General features: G+C 59.3%; 15 protein-coding genes. 10 read left to right on the forward strand and 5 right to left on the reverse strand.

What is annotated here, in order from left to right:
• The first annotated feature begins 150 nt into the window (after positions 1-150).
• On the forward strand, positions 151-942 hold the full coding sequence (tcdA, locus tag B6S08_RS14435; protein WP_094201514.1) for a tRNA cyclic N6-threonylcarbamoyladenosine(37) synthase TcdA: 792 nt from the start codon (positions 151-153) through the stop codon (positions 940-942).
• A 455-nt stretch (positions 943-1,397) separates the two neighbouring features.
• Here the strand turns inward: tcdA and csdE are convergent, their stop codons facing one another.
• Together csdE and B6S08_RS14445 are read right to left on the reverse strand one after the other, a co-directional pair.
• The gene (csdE, locus tag B6S08_RS14440) at positions 1,398-1,820 is read right to left on the reverse strand and encodes a cysteine desulfurase sulfur acceptor subunit CsdE (protein ID WP_094201515.1); all 423 of its coding nucleotides are present in this window, start codon (positions 1,818-1,820) and stop codon (positions 1,398-1,400) included.
• Positions 1,820-3,034 (reverse strand): aminotransferase class V-fold PLP-dependent enzyme, encoded by a 1,215-nt coding sequence (locus B6S08_RS14445; protein WP_094201516.1) that lies wholly within the window; start codon positions 3,032-3,034, stop codon positions 1,820-1,822. Before B6S08_RS14445 ends, csdE begins: the two co-directional genes overlap by 1 nt.
• A gap of 122 nt (positions 3,035-3,156) precedes the next feature.
• On the opposite strand from B6S08_RS14445, the gene rep reads away from it, so the two are divergent.
• Complete coding sequence (gene rep, locus B6S08_RS14450; RefSeq protein WP_094201517.1) at positions 3,157-5,172, forward strand: DNA helicase Rep; 2,016 nt, start codon at positions 3,157-3,159, stop codon at positions 5,170-5,172.
• Positions 5,173-5,276: 104 nt separating this feature from the next.
• Here the strand turns inward: rep and B6S08_RS14455 are convergent, their stop codons facing one another.
• Positions 5,277-5,738 carry a c-type cytochrome gene (locus B6S08_RS14455; protein WP_094201518.1) on the reverse strand — a complete coding sequence of 154 codons (462 nt, stop codon included), beginning with the start codon at positions 5,736-5,738 and terminating at the stop codon, positions 5,277-5,279.
• 160 nt (positions 5,739-5,898) lie between these two features.
• Between B6S08_RS14455 and B6S08_RS14460 the strand changes: the two genes are divergently transcribed.
• A complete protein-coding gene (locus B6S08_RS14460) occupies positions 5,899-6,432 on the forward strand; it encodes a MarR family winged helix-turn-helix transcriptional regulator (protein ID WP_240919703.1) in 534 nt (177 codons plus the stop codon).
• Between the two features lie 171 nt (positions 6,433-6,603).
• Positions 6,604-7,224 (forward strand): glutathione S-transferase family protein, encoded by a 621-nt coding sequence (locus tag B6S08_RS14465; RefSeq protein WP_094201519.1) that lies wholly within the window; start codon positions 6,604-6,606, stop codon positions 7,222-7,224.
• A 7-nt stretch (positions 7,225-7,231) separates the two neighbouring features.
• Here B6S08_RS14465 and B6S08_RS14470 read toward each other — a convergent pair whose 3' ends face one another.
• Positions 7,232-8,128, reverse strand: coding sequence for a DMT family transporter (locus B6S08_RS14470; protein ID WP_094201520.1), 897 nt, complete (start codon positions 8,126-8,128; stop codon positions 7,232-7,234).
• A gap of 122 nt (positions 8,129-8,250) precedes the next feature.
• Here B6S08_RS14470 and sbcD point away from each other — a divergent pair, with 122 nt between their 5' ends.
• Both sbcD and B6S08_RS14480 read left to right on the forward strand, forming a co-directional pair.
• Entirely contained in the window at positions 8,251-9,465 is a 1,215-nt protein-coding gene (sbcD, locus tag B6S08_RS14475) for an exonuclease subunit SbcD (protein WP_094201521.1), read from the forward strand.
• Entirely contained in the window at positions 9,462-12,860 is a 3,399-nt protein-coding gene (locus B6S08_RS14480) for an AAA family ATPase (protein WP_094201522.1), read from the forward strand. Before sbcD ends, B6S08_RS14480 begins: the two co-directional genes overlap by 4 nt.
• Before the next feature lie 105 nt (positions 12,861-12,965).
• Here the strand turns inward: B6S08_RS14480 and B6S08_RS14485 are convergent, their stop codons facing one another.
• Positions 12,966-14,423, reverse strand: coding sequence for a DUF3360 family protein (locus B6S08_RS14485; protein WP_240919704.1), 1,458 nt, complete (start codon positions 14,421-14,423; stop codon positions 12,966-12,968).
• A 149-nt stretch (positions 14,424-14,572) separates the two neighbouring features.
• On the opposite strand from B6S08_RS14485, the gene B6S08_RS14490 reads away from it, so the two are divergent.
• The 4 genes from B6S08_RS14490 to B6S08_RS14505 all read left to right on the forward strand — a co-directional run bounded on the left by B6S08_RS14490 (position 14,573) and on the right by B6S08_RS14505 (position 18,345).
• Positions 14,573-15,250: a glutathione S-transferase family protein gene (locus B6S08_RS14490; RefSeq protein WP_094201524.1), complete on the forward strand. Its 678-nt coding sequence runs from the start codon at positions 14,573-14,575 to the stop codon at positions 15,248-15,250.
• A 57-nt stretch (positions 15,251-15,307) separates the two neighbouring features.
• On the forward strand, positions 15,308-16,570 hold the full coding sequence (locus B6S08_RS14495; protein WP_094201525.1) for a mechanosensitive ion channel family protein: 1,263 nt from the start codon (positions 15,308-15,310) through the stop codon (positions 16,568-16,570).
• Positions 16,571-17,137: 567 nt separating this feature from the next.
• Positions 17,138-17,977: a hypothetical protein gene (locus B6S08_RS18305; protein ID WP_141202205.1), complete on the forward strand. Its 840-nt coding sequence runs from the start codon at positions 17,138-17,140 to the stop codon at positions 17,975-17,977.
• A gap of 50 nt (positions 17,978-18,027) precedes the next feature.
• Complete coding sequence (locus tag B6S08_RS14505) at positions 18,028-18,345, forward strand: hypothetical protein (RefSeq protein WP_094201527.1); 318 nt, start codon at positions 18,028-18,030, stop codon at positions 18,343-18,345.
• Position 18,346: the final 1 nt, after the last annotated feature.

Here is an 18,346-nt window from a genome sequence, read left to right on the forward strand (position 1 = left end):
GGCGGTTTTATAATGTTGCCCAGACAGGTAGCACGCTTATTCCGCTCTGGATGCACTGAAGTCGATAAATTACGGCCGTTGGCGGCACATTTACCGCCATGTTCTGCTTTTTATCGGGATAAGCAATAGTAAGGCGGCATGGAGAATTTAATGAGTTTTGACGAGCGTTTCGGGGGCATTGCCCGCCTCTATGGTGTCCGGGCTTCGGCCCGTTTTGCCGAGGCCCATGTGTGTGTGATTGGCATTGGTGGCGTGGGCAGCTGGGCGGCGGAAGCCCTGGCGCGTTCAGGAATAGGTGCCATCACCCTGATCGACATGGACGACATCTGCATTACCAACACCAACCGGCAGATCCATGCCCTTAGTAACCAGATCGGCGCGGAAAAGACGCAAGCCATGGCCGAGCGCATTGCTCTGATTAACCCGGACTGCCGAGTGACAGTGGTGGATGACTTTATCAGCGCCGACAACCTGGCCGAGCATCTGCTGACGGGCTTTGATTACGTGGTGGATGCCATCGACTCGGTGCGGGCCAAGGCGGCGCTGATTGCCTTTTGCAAGCGCAACAAGATTCCGGTCATTACCGCCGGTGGCGCCGGCGGCCAGATAGATCCGTCGCAGATCCAGTTAAAGGATCTCAGTAAGACCATTCAGGATCCCCTGGCGGCCAAGGTGCGGGGCGAATTGCGCCGCTTTTATAACTTCAGCAAGAACCCCAAGCGCAAATTTGGCGTCGACTGTGTGTTTTCCACCGAGCAGCCCCGTTACCCGGACGGCGAGGGCGGCATCTGCAGCGCCAAGCAGGAATCGGACGGCACCATGAAAATGGACTGTGCTTCAGGCTTTGGCGCCGTCACTCATATCACCGCCACCTTCGGCTTCTTTATGGTCAGCCGGGTGCTTTCCCGGCTTGCCGCTCAGGCTAACTCTGAATCAGCCTAATTGCCGTTTGCTAGCTTGTGCCATTTCGTCGGTCAAAGCGCACTGCTTCTCCGGCACGCCGTGGGACATGCCACTCAATGTTTCAACCCGCTGCGAACATACTGAATGTTCGGTCGGGTAGAAATATTTCGTCACGGCGAGCAAGCTCGCCCCATATAGGCTCCGTCGCGCATCTGACCGCCATGGATGGCGGGAATGCCGAACATGCAGGAGCAATTTTCGGCCCTGGCGCAAAGGGCACGGCGAAGCAGACACCCTTTGCCCTCCTTGGAGCATTCAGAAGCTGATTGTTGGTAAACAGGCAGCGCCAGAGTTGCACGAAGCAGCAATGGGGATTGCCGTAGCCGACCATAAAATGCCATGGATGGCATTTTCGAGCGTTACAGGGAGGTACTTGAAGCGTGTCGGCGGAGTGCAACCGCGCTGATGTGTCGCTTTGCGGCGTTGTAGCCGGTTCAGCTTTCCGCTTTGGCTTTGATTGCCGAAACGACTGCTCGTAAACCATTGCCCCGGGACGGGCTCAGGTGGTTGAGCAGTTGTAGTTCCTCGAAATAGGCCTCCATATCAAAGGCGGCAATCTCGGCACTGGTCTTGTTGCTGAGGGCGGCCAGTACCACCGCCATTAGGCCTTTTACGATGCGGGCGTCGGCGTCGCAGTGAAACTGCCAGCGGCCCTGTGCATCCTGCTCGGCCACCAGCCAGGCCTGACTTTCACAGCCGTGAATGGCGTTGGCGTCTACCCTGTGTTTGTCGGTCAGGGGCGGCAGTTGCCTGGCGAGCGTGATCAGCTGTTTGTAGCGGGCCTCCCAGCCGTGGGCGGTGGTAAACAGGGCGCGCACTTCGGTGTCGGTGATCTCGGTACCAAAGGGGTGGGTCATCACAGCAGCTCCCGGGCCTTGTTGATGCCGGCCAGCAGGGCGGCCACGTCATCGCTGGTGTTGTAGAAGGAAAATGAGGCCCGCACCGTGCCGTTCTTCAGTTTTAACGCCTGCATCAGCGGCATGGCGCAGTGGTGGCCGGTGCGCACGGCAATGCCCTGCATGTCGAGCAGGGTGGCCAGATCCTGAGGATGCACTTCGTCCATGGTAAACGACACCGATCCGGCCTGAGGCCGGCCAATGACGCGAATGTCGTCCATGGCGGCCAGGCCATTCAGCAGTTGCGTCAGCAGCCCATGCTCGTGGCGCTGCAGTACGGCCCTGTCCAGCCCCTGCAGGTAGTCCACCGCCGCCCCAAGAGCAATGGCGCCGGCAATGTTGGGCGTGCCCGCTTCAAACTTGAAGGGCGGCGCGGCAAAGCGGGTGTGTTCAAAGTTTACTGTCTTGATCATCTCGCCGCCGGTCTGCCAGGGCGGCATTTTTTCCAGCCACTCGGTTTTGCCGTAGAGCACGCCGATACCGGTGGGGGCAAACATTTTGTGGCCGGAAAAGGCGTAAAAGTCACAGCCGAGCCGCTGCACATCCACCGGAAAATGACCCACCGCCTGGGCGCCGTCAATCAGGGTAACGGCGCCCACGGCTTTCGCCATGGCAATCAGCTTCACTACCGGATTGACCTGGCCGAGGGCGTTGGACACATGGCCCACGGCCAGCAGTTTGGTGCGCGGGGTAATCAGCCGCTCGGCGGCGGCCATATCCAGCTCGGCATTGTCGGTGAGGGGAATAACCTTGAGTATGGCGCCGGTGGTGGCGGCCACCTGCTGCCAGGGCACAATATTGGCGTGGTGCTCCGAGGTGGATACCAGCATTTCGTCGCCTTGTTGCAGAAAATGCCGGCCCAGGCTGAAGGCCACCAGGTTAATGGCTTCGGTGGTGCCCCGGGTCCAGATGATCTCGTTGGCCGAGGGCGCGTGAATAAAGCGCGCCACTTTTTCCCGGGCCAGCTCAAAGGCGCGGGTGGCCTGGCCGCTCAGGGCATGGGACGCCCGGTGCACATTGGCGTTGGTGTCCCGGTAGTAATGATTGAGTGCATCCAGCACGGCTTGAGGCTTCTGGGTGGTGGCGGCGTTGTCGAGATACACCAGCGGATGGCCGTTAACGATTTGCGCCAGGGTAGGGAAGTCGCGTCTGAGTACTCGAATATCCACGATCATGCATAACCATAAGAAAGAACTCTCGGGATCATGAGCCAAACCAAAGCCGATGACAAGGCACCCTTCACCCCGGGCGGCCATGACGGTAAAATCACCGACCGTTTAATGCCCGAGGAGCCGCCATGAAATTGAACCCCGCCCAGGATGAAGCCGTTCGCTACATTGCCGGACCCTGCCTGGTGCTGGCCGGTGCCGGCTCCGGCAAGACTCGGGTGATCACCAACAAAATTGCCTATCTGGTGCGTCAGTGTGACTATCAGGCCCGGCACATTGCCGCCGTGACCTTTACCAACAAGGCGGCGCGGGAGATGAAGGAGCGGGTGGCGCAAACGCTGGGCAAGCGGGAGGCCCGGGGCCTGATGGTGTCCACCTTTCACACCCTTGGGCTGGACATTATTCGGCGGGAGCACAAGACCCTGGGGCTGAAGTCGGGTTTTTCGCTGTTTGATGATCAGGACCAGCTGGCGCTGATAAAGGAGCTCACCGACAAGGAGCTTGAGGGTGACAAGGAAAGAATCTCCCGGTTGCTCTCGACCATTTCCAACTGGAAAAACGATCTGGTGCTGCCTTCCCGCGCCGCCCGCCTGGCTACCGACGCCGAGACCGTGTTGTTTGCCCAGTGCTACGAGCGCTACCAGCGGCACATGAAGGCCTACAACGCCCTGGACTTCGACGACCTGATCCTGATGCCCACCCTGCTGCTCAAGACCAACGCCGAGGTACGCGCCTACTGGCAAAACAAAATTCGCTACCTGCTGGTGGACGAATACCAGGACACCAACACCAGCCAGTATGAGCTGGTCAAGCTCATCGCCGGCGAGCGCGCCCGCTTTACCGTGGTGGGCGACGACGATCAGTCCATCTATTCCTGGCGCGGTGCCCGGCCTCAGAACCTGGTGCTGCTGAAGGAAGACTTTCCCAGCCTCAAGGTCATCAAGCTGCAGCAGAACTACCGCTCCCGAGGGCGCATTTTGCAGTGCGCCAATATCCTCATTGCCAACAATCCCCATGTATTCGAGAAAGAACTGTTCTCGGAAATGGAATACGAGGCATCGGTCAGAGTGCTGTTCGCCAAGAGCGAGGAGCATGAGGCGGAGCGGGTGGTGGCCGAGATCATGGGCCACAAGTTTATGAATGCCAGCAAGTTCGGCGAATACGCCATTCTCTACCGGGGCAATCATCAGTCCCGGCTGCTGGAAAAGGCGCTGATGACCAACCGTATTCCCTACAAGATCAGCGGCGGCACCTCGTTTTTCTCCCGGTCCGAAATCAAGGACATCATGGCCTACCTGCGGCTGTTGGTGAACCCGGACGACGACAACGCTTTTCTGCGGGTGGTGAACACGCCCCGGCGGGAAATCGGCCCCACCACCCTGGAGAAGCTGGGCACCTATGCCAATACTCGGGGCAAAAGCCTGTTTGCCGCCAGCTTTGAGCTGGGGCTGGAGCAGACCCTGTCGGGCAGAGGCCTGGTGGCGGTGCGGGCCTTCAGTGACTGGCTGGTGCGGTTGGGAGATGAAGCCGCCCGGGGCAATGCGGTGGAAGCGGTGCGCGACATGATCAAGGACATTCACTACGAAGAATGGCTGTACGAAAGCTCCCCCAGCCCCAAGGCCGCCGAGATGCGTATGCAGAACGTCTCCACCCTGTTCAAGTGGGTCAGCCAGATGTTGGAAGGCTCCGAGCTGGAAGAGGCCATGACCCTGCCGCAGGTGGTGACCCGGCTGACCTTGCGCGACATGATGGAGCGGGGAGAGGACGAAGATGACGGCGAGCAGGTGCAACTGATGACCCTGCATGCCTCCAAGGGGCTGGAGTTTCCCTTTGTGTTTATGGTGGGCATGGAGGAAGGCTTGCTGCCCCATCAGAGCAGCATTGACGAAGACAATATCGAGGAAGAGCGGCGGCTGGCCTATGTGGGCATTACCCGGGCCCAGCAGGCGCTGACCTTTACCCTGTGCCGGGAGCGGCGGCAATACGGTGAAACCGTTAGGCCCGAGCCCAGCCGTTTTCTGCTGGAGCTGCCCCAGCAGGATCTGGACTGGGAGCACAATCGCAAGCCCCAGAGCGAAGGCGAACGCATGCAGAAGGGCCAGGCCGGCGTGGCCAGCCTGCGGGCCATGCTTAATAAGAAATAGTGAGGCGTGCAGGGTGAGGAGAAAACCGTTCACTTCCCCCCTCGCTAATCAGGCAATAAAAAAGCCGCATTGCTGCGGCTTTTTCACTACGAAAGCGGGCGCGCTTAAATGGCGTCCAGCATGTAGTCAACGGCGTTGGCGATTTCTTCGTCGGAGCAGTTGCCACAGGCACCACGGGCGGGCATGGCGTTAAAGCCGTTCAGCGCGTGGCTCAGCAGGGTGTCTCGACCCTTTTCGGCGCGGGGACCCCAGGCGGCGGCATCACCCTTTACCGGGGCGCCGGCGGCGCCGGTGCCGTGGCAGGCGGAGCAGGCGGCATTGTAGACCGCTTCACCGCTGCGGGGCGCGGCGGGCTCGCCGCTGTCGCCGGCGGCGGCAGTGTCGACAATGCCTTCCAGATCGGCGGCGGTATACACGCTGCCCACCGGCTTGGTGCGCTCGGCAATGGCTTCAGGCGACATATCATTGGCGGCGTAGGCCATACCACTCAGCGAAGCAGCGGCAACACCGGCAAGCAACAGGTTTTTAAACAGGCTCACCTTTTCATTCTCCCAGTTGGCTTTCATTGTTTTCCGTTAAACCCGGCGAGTATACCCCAAGAATCATGGTCATTAAATGCGCCGGCCGGCGAATATCCCGATATCGTAGCGGGGTTTACGGGCTGGGCTTTATGGTATGATGTGGATTATCTTGATATCAAAATGGCTCCAGGAAGAACCTGACATAATGAACGATAATCACACGCAGCACGCCACATCCCAGGACCATGACATGATGGATCAGATCGACCGCATCGTAACCCTCTGGCAACGGGCCCGCCCCGATCTGAGTTTTGACAGCACCGAGGTGGTCGGCCGGGTGGTGCGGCTGGAATACTTCATTACCCGCCGGGTGATGCAGGATCTGGCCCGTTACGAACTCAACGTGGGCGAATTCGATGTGCTGGCCGCCCTGCGCCGGCATCCGCCCAGCTACCAGCTGTCTCCCAATCAACTGCAGGCCATGGTGCTGATCTCGTCCGGCGCCCTGACCAACCGCATCAACCGGCTGGAAAGCCGTGGCCTGGTGACCCGGGCCCAGGCCGATCACGACCGGCGTGGCGTGATCGTCACCCTTACCGAAGCCGGCTTCAATATTGTGGAAGAAGCGGTCAAATACCACCTGGCCGCCGAAGCGGAGCTGGCCGCCACCCTGACGACGGATGAGCAGCAACAGCTGGCTGGCCTGATGAAAAAAATGCTGCTGGCGATTGAGGATTAAGCCGGCCGGTCAACAAGTATCCAATTGACGATGTTTTTTGGCGTCGAAGATCGCCAATTTTCCATTTCCTGCTGATACTTGTGCTTGAGTCACCGGCGGCATCACAGCACGGGCCTTCAGGCCGGTCTTCCATCGCCCTGCCGCTTATTTCATGGTTAAAGGAGGCTTTTGATGAAGCTGTTTTACAAGCCGGGCGCCTGCTCTCTGGCCCCGCACATTGTGCTGTCCTGGTTGGGGCTGCCCTACGAGCTGGAACAGGCAGACACCAGGGATCCGGCCTTTCTCAAAATCAATTACATGGCGGCGGTGCCGGTCTTGTTTACCGAGGAAATGGGCGCCCTCTACCAGAGCAGCGCCATTCTTCGCTATCTGGCCCGGTTGCCGGAAGGGGAACATTTGGGGCCGGGTAGCGATCCCGTGTTGCAATATCAGTGCGACTACTGGATGAGCTTTCTCAACGCCGATCTGTACAACGCCTTTGTGCCCTACTTCGCCCCGCGCAAATACACTACCGACCGCAGCGATGCCGCGCTGCAGGCCATCAAGGCGGCGGTGCCCGGCCGAGTGGCGCCGCTGCTGCAGCGCATGGACAACCACCTTGCCAGCCGCACCTGGTATATGGACGAACACAAGAGCATAGTGGATGCCTGCGCCTTTGGTTTTGAACTCTGGGCCACCCGTGTGCTGCCCGAGGGGCTGAATGCCTACCCCCACCTGGCCCGTCACTTTCAGGACATGAAGGAAGACGAAGGGGTACGTCGTGCCCTCGATGAAGAAGGCCTGACCGTTTAGCCTCCGTTCAGCGGGTGACAATCAACGCCGTGCCAATCACGGTGGCCAGGGCGCCAATCCAGGCGCCGCCGGCGGGCCGGCGTTTCATCACCAGCCACAATAGCGGCAGCACCAGCACCGGGCTTACCGAGCTCAACATGGCCACCATACCTACCTCGCCATGGCGCAGCGCCAGCAGGATTAGTGTCATTCCCACGCCCATGGCCAGAAAGGCGTTCAGTGCCACCATGCCAAACACCGGCCAGTTGATACGCTGCAATGGCTTGGCCACGGCCAGCCCACACCACAACAGGGCCAGGTGAGCCGCAAAGGCGGTGGTCATGCGCACCGCCGAGGCGGCGACCGGATCGACGTTGCCTTCCATCACCGGTTTTACCATCAGGGTGGCCACCGACTGGCACAGGGCCGACAGCAGCCCCAACGCAATGCCGGGCCAGGGGCTGCCATTGTCCTGCTCCCAGGCGTGCCCTTCACCGCTGCGTTTGCCAAAGAAAATGGCGGTCATGACGCCGCCTACCAGCAGCACACCGCCGGCCAGCGCCTGACCGCCAATGCGTTCGTCGAACAGCGCATAGCCCAGCACCACCGAAAACAGTGCATGAGTGGCGAACAGCACGCTGGCCCGGCGCGGTCCCAGCCGGTTCATGGCGGCATAAAGGGCGGTGTCACCGATAAAAATGCCGATAAGCCCGGAGGCCGCCATCACTCCCAGGGCAGGGGAGTCCAGGCTGGCCCAGCCCCCGGTCACCAGGGCCGCGGCCCACAACATGAGGCTGACGCAAAACATGCGCCAGCGGGAGTAGGCAAAGGCCCCCAGATGACGGGCGGCACTGGCCGACAGCAGGCTGGACACGGCCCAGCAGGCGGCGGCGGCCAGGGCGAGAAAATCATAGGAAAATGGCATGGAAACGACATCTGAAAGCGAAAGCGCCAGTCTAACAAGTTTTCTGCCATGGCCAAGGCCGTTTGCCAGCGCTTTCAATAGCGGTTTTAATACGGCCATTCATCGCACCTTTGAGGGATGGCATGCGCATTCTGCACACTTCCGACTGGCATCTGGGTCAGCATTTCATGGGCAAAACCCGGCTGGACGAACACGCCGCCTTTCTCGACTGGCTGGTGCAGCAGGTGGAGCAGCATCGAGTGGATGCGGTGCTGGTGGCCGGCGACATCTTTGACACCGGTACCCCGCCCAGCTATGCCCGCGAGCTATACCACAACTTTGTGGTGACCATGAGCCGCACCGGCGCCAGCCTGGTGCTGCTGGGAGGCAACCACGACTCGGTGGCCATGCTGAACGAATCCCGGGCGCTGTTGCAGGCGCTGCATGTGAGTGTGATCCCCGGCAGGCTGGCCGAACCGGAACAGCAATTGATCACCCTGCACCACAGTGACGGCGCGCCGGGCGCACTGCTCTGTGCCATTCCCTTTCTGCGCCCGCGGGATCTGCTGGAAAGCCGGGCCGGCGACAGCGCGGACGACAAGGGCCGCGCACTGCAGCAGGCCATTGCCGACCATTATCAGGCGCTGTTTGAGCGGGCTCGGGCCCGGCGCGCCGAACTGGGAGAGTTACCCATTATCGCCACCGGTCATCTCACCACGGTCGGGGCCAGCAGCAGCGACTCGGTGCGGGACATTTACATCGGCACCCTGGAAGCCTTTCCCGCCAGTGCCTTTCCGCCCGCCGACTACATCGCCCTCGGCCATATTCACCGGCCGCAAAAGGTGGGGGGGAACGAGCACATTCGTTACAGCGGCTCGCCGCTGGCGCTGGGCTTTGATGAAACCGGCCAGCAAAAGCAGATACTGCTGGTGGAGCTGAACGCATTCGGCCTGCAGACGGTGACGCCCTTGCCGGTGCCGGTGTTTCAGCCCCTGGCCCGAGTCAAGGGCAGTCTGCAGGCACTGGCAGCGGCCTTGCCCGAGGCCGCGGCGGCGGGCACACCGACACGGCCGGTGTGGCTGGAGGTGACCGTGACCGAAGAGGACTACCTGAGTGACTTGCAGCCCAGGGTGCAGGCCCTGTGTGAGGGGCTGAATGCAGAGGTACTGCTGGTGCGTCGGGAGCGCCAGGGGCGCAGTGCCGCTTTGCTGGCGGAGCAAAAAGAAACCCTGAGCGAGCTCACGCCCGAGCAGGTATTTGAACGGCGGCTGGCCATGGAGGAGCTGGCCGAAGGCGATGAGCGCGAGCTGGATCGACTGTATGCGCAGGTGCTGGCAAGTTTGAGGGAGCAGGCATGAAAATTTTGAGTCTGCGACTGAAAAACCTCAACTCCCTGCAGGGGGAGTGGAAAATCGACTTTACTCGGGCTCCCTTTGCCGACAACGGCCTGTTTGCCATTACCGGGCCCACCGGCGCCGGCAAGACCACATTGCTGGATGCCATCTGCCTGGCGCTCTATCATCAGACTCCGCGTATGAAAACCGTGTCGGCCGGCAGCAATGAGCTGATGACCCGGCACACCGCCGACTGTCTGGCGGAAGTGGAGTTCGAGGTGAAGGGCGATGGCTACCGGGCCTTCTGGAGTCAGCGCCGGGCCCGGGGCAAGACCGACGGCAAGTTGCAGGCGCCGCGTGTGGAGCTGGCCAGGCGGGACGGCGAGATCCTCACCGACAAAATCAACGACAAGCTCAAGCTGACGGAAACCCTCACCGGCCTCGACTTTGGCCGCTTTACCAAGTCGATGATGCTGGCCCAGGGCGGCTTTGCCGCCTTTTTGCACGCCGATGCCAACGAGCGCGCCGAGTTGCTGGAAGAGCTCACCGGTACCGACATTTACGCCCGCATTTCCCAGCGGGTGTTTGAACAGACTCGGGAGCACAAGCAGGGGCTGGCCGAGCAGCAAGCGCAAGTAAAAGGCGTGGCCCTGCTCGGCGAGGAAGAGCGCGGCGAGATTGGGCGGCAGCGCACCGAGACCGCTCGTCAACTGAGCGAAACGCAGCAGTCGCTGACACAAACCCGGACCGCGCTGGCGCAGCGGCAGCAATGGGATCGAAGTGAGCAGCAGCTGGCTCAGGCAAATATGGCTCACCAGCAGGCGCAGGCCGCGCTGAACGAAGCCGCCCCTGAGCAACGGACGCTGGAGCGCAGTGAACCGGCGGCCCGGCTGCAGCCGCACTGGCAGCAACTGCAACAGCAGAATACCGCCCTGCAGGCTCTGAGCCGGCAGATTACCGAACGGGAAACCGGTTTGCAGCAGCTGACGAAGCAAGAACAGCAATGCCGCTGGCAAGGACTGAGCTTCAGCCGGCTGCATTATCAGGGGCTGCTGGCGCAGGATCAGCAACTGGAGCAACAACAACAGCAGATCACCGAGGCCATGGCGGTCAATGCCGCCGGCGAACGCCTGGGTGAGCAACTGGCCGGCTGGCGCGGCGACCTTAAACGGCTTGAACAACTGCATCAGCAATTCGCCAGGGTGCAGGCTCAACAGCAGCAACACAGCCAGCAGCAACAAAAGCTGGCCCAACAGCAGCAGACATTGCAGCAGCAACAGCAGCAGGCCGGCCAGAGTGAGCAGCAGGCCGAAGCCGAATACCGGCAGCAACAGCAGGCACTGGCAGCGGTGCTTGGCCATACCACCGAGCCGGCGCTGAAAGCACAGTGGCAGCAGTTACGCGGCCAGCAGCCCCACTGGCTGGCACTGGAGCAAAACGCCGAGCGCCTGCAGGAGCTGCAACAGGAGCAAGGGAAGCTGCAGCAGGCCAGAGTCCGGCTTGAGCCTCAGTGGCAGCAGGGCGAGCAGCAGCTGATGCAAACCCGGGAGCAATACCGTCAGTTGCAGGAGCAAATCAAGGACAAAGCCCGTTTGCTGGAGCAGGAGCAGCTTATTCGCTCTCTTGAGCAGCACAGGGCGCAGCTGCAGCCCGGCGAGGCCTGTCCGCTCTGCGGCAGTGAGTCTCACCCGGCCATTGCCGCTTATCAAAGTCTGGATAACAGCACCGCCGCCGAGCTGCAGCAAAAGCGCCATGAGCTGGAAAAAACCGAGCAGGCCGGGGCTCAGTTGCGTGATCAGCAGGCCAGATGCAAGGCCGAGCTGGACCATATCTGCCAGCGGTTGCAGCAGTTAAGCTCGGCCATTGCCGAGCTGGAAAGCAAGCAGAACAGTCTGTTGCAGACTCTGTCTCTTGAGGCCGCCGGCTGGCAGCCGTTACTGGATGCGCGCCGCCGACAGCTTGCCGGGCTTGAGCAGCAGGCGGAGCAGCTTGACGCCGCCAAAGCTGCGCTTAATCAGGCAGAGCAGGCCCGTCAGGCCGCCATGGCGCAGGCCAGTGAACTGACCCACCAACAACAGCTGCTGGCCCAGCAAAAGCAAACCCTGCAACAGGTGCAACAGCAGCTGAACGACGAGGCTCTTGCCTGTGAGCAGCAGCGCCGAAAGCTGGAGCAGCAGTTGAGCGCCAGTGTGGGCCACCAGCCCGACAACTGGCAACGCTGGTTGATGCAAACCGAGCAGCAATGGCAGCAGTGGCAACAACAGCAGCAAATGGCCGTACAGCTTAATGAACAACGCCAGCAGCTGGCCGCAGCCCTTGGGGAGGCAAAGCGCCGGCTTGAGCACTGGCAGCAGGGTTGGGATCAGCTTGCCCTGCCCGAAGGTGAACCGGTGACTGCCGTCGAGCCTGAGGCGGCAGCCAGCGAGGCTGAAATCCAACTGGCTGAACTCAAAGAGGCGTTGCAGCGTCAGCGCCTGCTGCTGGAGCAGGAGCAACAGCAAAAAGTCAGTCTGCAGCAAGCGCTGAGCGAGACACAAGCCGGCTGGCAACAGGCCCTGACCGACAGCCCCTTTGCCGATGAAGCGGCCTTTTTGGCGGCACTGCTGCCCGATGACCAGCGTCGGCAGCTGCAAACACGGCTGCAGGGTCTGCAGCAGGCGCTGGCGCTGGCAGCAGACCGGCTGGCACAGGCACAGCAGGCCCGCCGGCAACTGGGTGACACAGCGCCGCCGGCGTTGGCCGAGCTGGAGCAGCAGCAACAAACCCAGCAGCAGGCAGCAAACATGGCGCAGCAGCAACTGGGCCGGCTGGAAGAGCGCCTTGCTCACGATGCCGCTCAGCGTGAGCGTCAACAAAGCCTGTTGCAGCGTATTGAGCAGGACCGCCAGCAACTGCAGCGCTGGGAGCAGCTCAACAGCATGATCGGTGCCGCCGACGGCGCCCGTTATCGTCGCTTTGCTCAGGGCCTGACCCTGGAGCACCTGGTGTATCTGGCCAACCGCCGGCTGGAGCGGCTGCACGGCCGCTACCGGCTGGCGCGCAATCATGCTGCCGAGCTGGAGCTGGCGGTGATCGACACCTGGCAGGCGGATGTGAGCCGGGATACGCAAACCCTGTCCGGCGGTGAGAGCTTTCTGGTGAGTCTGGCGCTGGCACTGGCACTATCGGATCTGGTGAGCAGCAAGACCCGTATCGACTCGCTGTTTCTGGACGAGGGGTTTGGCACCCTGGATGCCGATACCCTGGAAGTGGCGCTGGACGCGCTTGATGCCCTTAATGCCAGCGGCAAAATGATAGGGGTGATCAGCCACATCGAGGCGCTGAAGGAGCGGGTGCCGGTGCAGATTCGGTTAAGCAAGGGTCAGGGGCTGGGGCTGAGTCGATTGGCGCTGGAATTCGCCTTTAACGGTGAGGGGTAAAGGCGTGAGGAGACAGGAGTGAGGGGCTCCTCACCCCTCACTCCTCACGAAGCAAGCAATAAAAAAGCCGGAGTAGTGCTCCGGCTTTTTGCGTAGTGCGAGAGGTTACTCGCCGGTGATCAGCGCCGGTATGCCCGGCAGCATGCCCACGGCGGCCATGATGCTCAGCAGTACCACAAAGGTGGCGCCCGGAATGACCCAGCGATCCATCATGCGCAGTTTCTTGCCTCGCTCCTTGTCACCAATCAGGCCCAGGTTGTCGAGCAGCATGGTCATCGACCAGCCAAACACCGGATTGACGAAGGCGGAGGCGAATACCACTATGCCCGCAGACTGGCTGCTGGTGGTATTGCGGGTCATCTGCATGCCGGCTTCCAGCAGTGGCATAAACACACCCACGATCAGGGCCACCCGCAGTACCGGGGCCCACACCGCCAGATCCATGGGATAGCCCCAGAGTGCGGCCACCACACAGAACACCCCGGTGAGCACGGCGCCAGCGGGAATGGGGCGCTTGGCAATGGCTGCCGGAATCATGTAGGTGCCCCAGGACGAGGTCAGGTTACCGCCGCCCAGCAGGCTACCCACGGCCTGACGAACCGAGGCCACACCCATGGTATCGTCCACGTTCATCAGCACCTTGTCGGCCTTTTTCGGGTAGTTCAGCTCCTGAAACACGCGATGGCCCATAAAGTCGGGAGACCACATGGCCACCGCCAGCACGGCAAAGGGCGCTACGCTGATAAAGTGGTGCAGTTCGGGCCAGCCCATCTGCCAGCCACTGTTCTCGCCCCACCAGTAGGACGGGCTCAGGTGCGGCATGCCCGGCTCGGTAACGAACTCGAACGGTGCGCCCAGGGCAATGGCAATAAAAAAGGCGATGCCGGAGCCCAGCGGAATGGACAGCCAGCGCATTTCCAGCCGGGCCAACAGGGCATACATGATGATGGTGGCCAGGATCACCACAAAGGCGATATGGCCCATGTCCAGGCCGTTGGCCCAGGCGGTCAGCGCCTTGATCTGGCTGAGCAGTCCCATGGCGCCGAGATAGATCAGCAGGCCACCGCGCACGCCGTCGCTGGTCAGCGCCATCAGCTTGCTGCCGCCTTTACTGATGCTGAGTAACAGGCCGAACAGGCCGACCAGCAGCCCCAGTGCCAGTGGGTGCCCACCGGACGCCACAATCAGCGGGATCAGCGGAATCATGGGACCATGGGTGCCGGCCAGGTTGGCGTTGGGATTGATAAAGCCGGAAAACAAAATGACGAACAGCAGTGCGGCAATGAGCATTTCAAAGCGCACGTTTTCCACCACAAAGGCGTCACTCAGGCCGAGTGGGCCGGCAAAGGCCGCGACCACGGCCGCCACCATGACGATTTTGCCAATAGTGGCCGCCAGGGCCGGCACCAGATCTTCCAGCTCAAAACGGTAGTCGCGAAAGGGCAGGTTAATGCCCCAGCGGCGGGGTGACATGATGGACAGCTCATGCTCCAGGTAGGCGGCCCTGTTGTCGAAGTGACGACGGGGCTTGCGCTGGGAGCGGTAGGTCTGGGATTCAGACATGATCATCTCCTCGATGAATAATACTTTCCCTGTTCAAGCGATCCCTATCCTAGAGCTTGTTAATGAGTGTCACCATTGGACATAAGTATTAAAACATTCTCGTAACATATGGGGTTTGAACGACGCCATGTAACGGAAAGGAGAGCATGATGATCACCCTGCATTATCTGGAGGATTCCCGTGCCCAGCGGATTCTGTGGCTGCTGGAAGAACTGAAGCTGGACTATAAGCTGGTGCGTTACCGGCGTGATGATGCTACCGGGCTGGCGCCCGCCAGCCTGAAAAAAATCCACGGCCTGGGCAAGTCACCGGTGATCACCGATGACGGCTTTACCCTGGCCGAGTCGGGGGCCATTATCGATTATCTGAGTCAGCGTTACGGTGCCGCTACCCTGCTGCCTGCCCGTGACGGGCATGACTGGTGGCAATATGTGTACTGGCTGCATTACGCCGAGGGTTCGCTGATGCCGCCGTTGCTGATGCACTATGTGTTTGAGCGGGTCAAACGGGCACCCATGCCGTTTTTTATAAAACCGCTGGTGGGCAAAATCGTGGCGGGAGTGAACCGGGCCTTTCTCGATGAACAGATTCGCACCCACCTCAATTTTGTGGCGGATCACCTGTCCTGTCACGAGTGGATCAACGGCTCACAATTCACCGCCGCCGACATTCAGATGAGCTTTCCGCTGGAAACCGCCATGCATAATCCGGCCCTGGCCGACAGCTTTCCCCGCTTGCGCGCCTATGTGAACGCCCTGCAGGCCAGGCCGGCCTATCGCAAGGCGTTACAGGCCGGCGGTGATTATCGCTATGGTCCGACCAATTGATGACACCTGTTGCAGCCGGTAGCATGAAGGCTTCTCTCATGCATGCGGATAACAACAATGAACGAGGTAAAGGATCTGGAAGCCTGGCTGATGCCCTGGCTCAACGCCCACCTGCCCGAGTTTGCCAGCCTGGCCTACACCGTCATCGCGCTGGCGCTGATCGTGGTCATCTCCCTGGGCATTCACTTTGTGCTGCACCGGGTAGTGCTGCGCTGGGTGGAAGGGCGGGCCAGAAGTACCCAACGCATCTGGCGACGGGCCTTTTTTGAACGCAAGCTGTTTGGCAGGGTCGCGCTGACCCTGCAGGGAGTCATCATCTACCTGCAGGCCGGCCTCTGGCTGGAACGCGATACCCTGTTGCTGCCCGCCATTCAGACCGCCGCCAACTTGTGGATATTGCTTTATGCCCTGTTGTCGCTTTATTCCCTGCTTGATGCCCTGCTCGACATTTTTCGCCAGCGTCCGGCCATGCGTGCCTTTCCGTTGCGGGGCATTTTTCAGAGCATCAAGCTGATTGCCAGCATCTTTATTGGTCTGTTGATCGTCGCCACCCTTATCGGCAAGTCACCGATCATTCTGCTCAGCGGACTGGGCGCCATGACGGCGGTACTGATGTTGGTGTTCAAGGATCCCATTCTCGGGCTGGTGGCCGGCATTCAGCTTTCAGCCAACGACATGCTGACGGTGGGTGACTGGCTGGAAATGGGGCGTTACGGCGCCGATGGCGAGGTTATCGATATTGGCCTCACCACGGTCAAGGTCAGAAACTGGGATCACACCATTACGACCATTCCCACCCATGCGCTGATCTCGGACTCCTTCAAGAACTGGCGTGGCATGAGCGAGTCTGGCGGCCGGCGTATCAAGCGTGGCCTGCGGCTGGATGCCAGCAGCGTGCGTTTTCTCGATGAGGCGGACATTCGCCGGCTGCAAAAGGCACGTCTGCTTGACGGCTATCTCAATGAAAAACTGCAGGAGATTGGGCGTTACAACAGCGAGCAGCCCGTCGACATGAGCTCGCTGGTGAATGGCCGGCGGTTGACCAACCTGGGCACCTTCAGGGCCTACCTGGCGGTCATGTTGCGCCAGCACCCGCACATTCATCAGCAAATGACCCTGATGGTGCGTCAGCTGGAAACCGGCAGCGACGGCATTCCCATCGAGATCTATGCCTTTACCAATACCACCAGGTGGGCCGACTACGAAGGCATACAGGCCGACATCTTCGACCACATTTTTGCGGTACTGCCCGAGTTCGATTTACGCGTGCACCAAAGCCCCACCGGATATGATCTGCGTCAGATGGCTTCCTCCCCGTGACATTCATCATCCGCGCGTTCATACACCTTGAGTGCGCTGCCAGGCACGCTTTTTTGTGCCTGGTTAGCGTCCTGTGGTTCTGAATGAATCGTGGTGCTTAAGCGGCTGGTGAGCAGACACTGTTATAAGCTAATACTGCAAATAAGCTTTAGGAATAAGTGAACTTAAAACTCTGAGAGAGGGGAGCCAATAGGTTCCCCTTTTGTTGTTTTATGGATTTTTTTGAGTCCCCTTTGGTGCTTGTTTCGATATGATTAAAACTGGAACTTGTAATGCGTGTTACAGGGTGTGGGTTTGTAACATAAAAAGGGGTTCGTTTGAGCTCGGTGTCTCAAAAATAAGAATTTTTATTCTGCGTCTGCACCCTTTTTTCAACAAATATTAAAACTTGATTTACCAGTACTCGCTTTTGGTACATCTCTAAAAAATCCCTCCGCTAATCTTAATGTCAGGGTTAAGCAGAAAGACCCTGTATTCGCCGAGATGTCAAGGTAATTACTATCGAGCTAAATTACCTTACTGCAGTGGCGTTCAAAGGTAGACGAAAAACAAAAGAGGGAATTTACCATGTCTATTCAAAAGAAAACTCTGGCTGTGATTGTTGCCGCTTCACTGGGAATTTCATTTGGTGCTGCCGCTAACGGTTATGGCTACGGCTATGGCTACGACAGCAAGAAAAAAGATCACGGTGACATTACTAATAATCAAGGCCTGCAAGCTGTTAAAGGCGGTTACATCGATAAAAGTGATAACAGTGATAACAGCATCTACATCGATCATGATGTAAGCAAATACTGGGTATGGTCGCCGGATAATGACGTTTACACCACCACTGTGAAAAAGAATTATCAGAGCAACTACAGCACCCAAAGTGGCTACGGTGGCTACACCAATTCCAATGCGGGTGTATATGGTAATTCAGCCGACGCCAATGCTTACAACGGTGCTTACATGAATCAGCACAGCGGTAACCTGGCAGCTGGTCTTGGTCTTGGCCTCGGTCTGGGCGCAGGCGTAGGTAATGTGAGCCGTAACGATGGTGGTAATGGTGGTAATGGAGGCTATATCTGGGATCTGGGGCTGCTGACTCTGGGTATTCTGGATGTCAACAGCGCGGACGGTGGTGATGGTGGAGCCGGTGGTAACAGTGCCGGTATTGGTACTGGCCTGGGTGCTGGTATGGGTGCTGGTGCTGGTCTGGCAGTACTTACTCCGACTCAGAGCCTGACTCAAACTGCAGGTGCTAACGCTGCCGCTGCTGCCGCTTCTGTTTCCATGATTACTTCTGGTAACAACAACCTGAGCAATATGGGGGCTGTTTATGGCATGGGCCAGCAGAACGCCATTTCTGGTCACGGCTCTGTGGGTAACCAGTCCATTAACGTGAACGGTAGTGCTCAGTTTTAACTGTTGAAGGTGCCGGCCCCGAGGGGTCGGCATATAAACCGGAGGGAACCATGAAAGGTTTAATGCTTGCAACGGTATTAATGGCTTCTTCGGTCTACGCCAATACCACACTTGATCAGCTCTCCATAATAGAAGAGCAAGATCTGAATGATAAAAGAGGCATGTATCTGGTTAATGATGATCAGGACAATACTACCTCACAGGCTGGTGCGGTATTTGGTAAAGTAGAGAAGAGTATAACTGGATATAACAATATTGCATCCGGCTCTTTTGCGGGTGCCCATGGCGTCATGATGGTCAATATGAACTCAGGGAACAATAATGTTACCAACATGAACACTAACGTGAACATTATTTCGGCTAAATGAC

The sequence above is a fragment of the Oceanimonas doudoroffii genome (assembly GCF_002242685.1).
In the GTDB taxonomy this organism is placed as follows: domain Bacteria; phylum Pseudomonadota; class Gammaproteobacteria; order Enterobacterales; family Aeromonadaceae; genus Oceanimonas; species Oceanimonas doudoroffii.

What these genes read in the sequence shown, in the direction of transcription:
- B6S08_RS14495 (WP_094201525.1), top strand. Translation starts at nt 15,308, where the DNA reads ATGAACGAGGTAAAGGATCTGGAAGCCTGGCTGATGCCCTGGCTCAAC.
- B6S08_RS14455 (WP_094201518.1), bottom strand. Translation starts at nt 5,738, where the DNA reads ATGAAAGCCAACTGGGAGAATGAAAAGGTGAGCCTGTTTAAAAACCTG.
- B6S08_RS14505 (WP_094201527.1), top strand. Translation starts at nt 18,028, where the DNA reads ATGAAAGGTTTAATGCTTGCAACGGTATTAATGGCTTCTTCGGTCTAC.
- rep (WP_094201517.1), top strand. Translation starts at nt 3,157, where the DNA reads ATGAAATTGAACCCCGCCCAGGATGAAGCCGTTCGCTACATTGCCGGA.
- B6S08_RS18305 (WP_141202205.1), top strand. Translation starts at nt 17,138, where the DNA reads ATGTCTATTCAAAAGAAAACTCTGGCTGTGATTGTTGCCGCTTCACTG.
- B6S08_RS14470 (WP_094201520.1), bottom strand. Translation starts at nt 8,128, where the DNA reads ATGCCATTTTCCTATGATTTTCTCGCCCTGGCCGCCGCCGCCTGCTGG.
- B6S08_RS14445 (WP_094201516.1), bottom strand. Translation starts at nt 3,034, where the DNA reads ATGATCGTGGATATTCGAGTACTCAGACGCGACTTCCCTACCCTGGCG.
- B6S08_RS14480 (WP_094201522.1), top strand. Translation starts at nt 9,462, where the DNA reads ATGAAAATTTTGAGTCTGCGACTGAAAAACCTCAACTCCCTGCAGGGG.
- B6S08_RS14490 (WP_094201524.1), top strand. Translation starts at nt 14,573, where the DNA reads ATGATCACCCTGCATTATCTGGAGGATTCCCGTGCCCAGCGGATTCTG.
- csdE (WP_094201515.1), bottom strand. Translation starts at nt 1,820, where the DNA reads ATGACCCACCCCTTTGGTACCGAGATCACCGACACCGAAGTGCGCGCC.
- B6S08_RS14465 (WP_094201519.1), top strand. Translation starts at nt 6,604, where the DNA reads ATGAAGCTGTTTTACAAGCCGGGCGCCTGCTCTCTGGCCCCGCACATT.
- sbcD (WP_094201521.1), top strand. Translation starts at nt 8,251, where the DNA reads ATGCGCATTCTGCACACTTCCGACTGGCATCTGGGTCAGCATTTCATG.
- tcdA (WP_094201514.1), top strand. Translation starts at nt 151, where the DNA reads ATGAGTTTTGACGAGCGTTTCGGGGGCATTGCCCGCCTCTATGGTGTC.
- B6S08_RS14485 (WP_240919704.1), bottom strand. Translation starts at nt 14,423, where the DNA reads ATGTCTGAATCCCAGACCTACCGCTCCCAGCGCAAGCCCCGTCGTCAC.
- B6S08_RS14460 (WP_240919703.1), top strand. Translation starts at nt 5,899, where the DNA reads ATGAACGATAATCACACGCAGCACGCCACATCCCAGGACCATGACATG.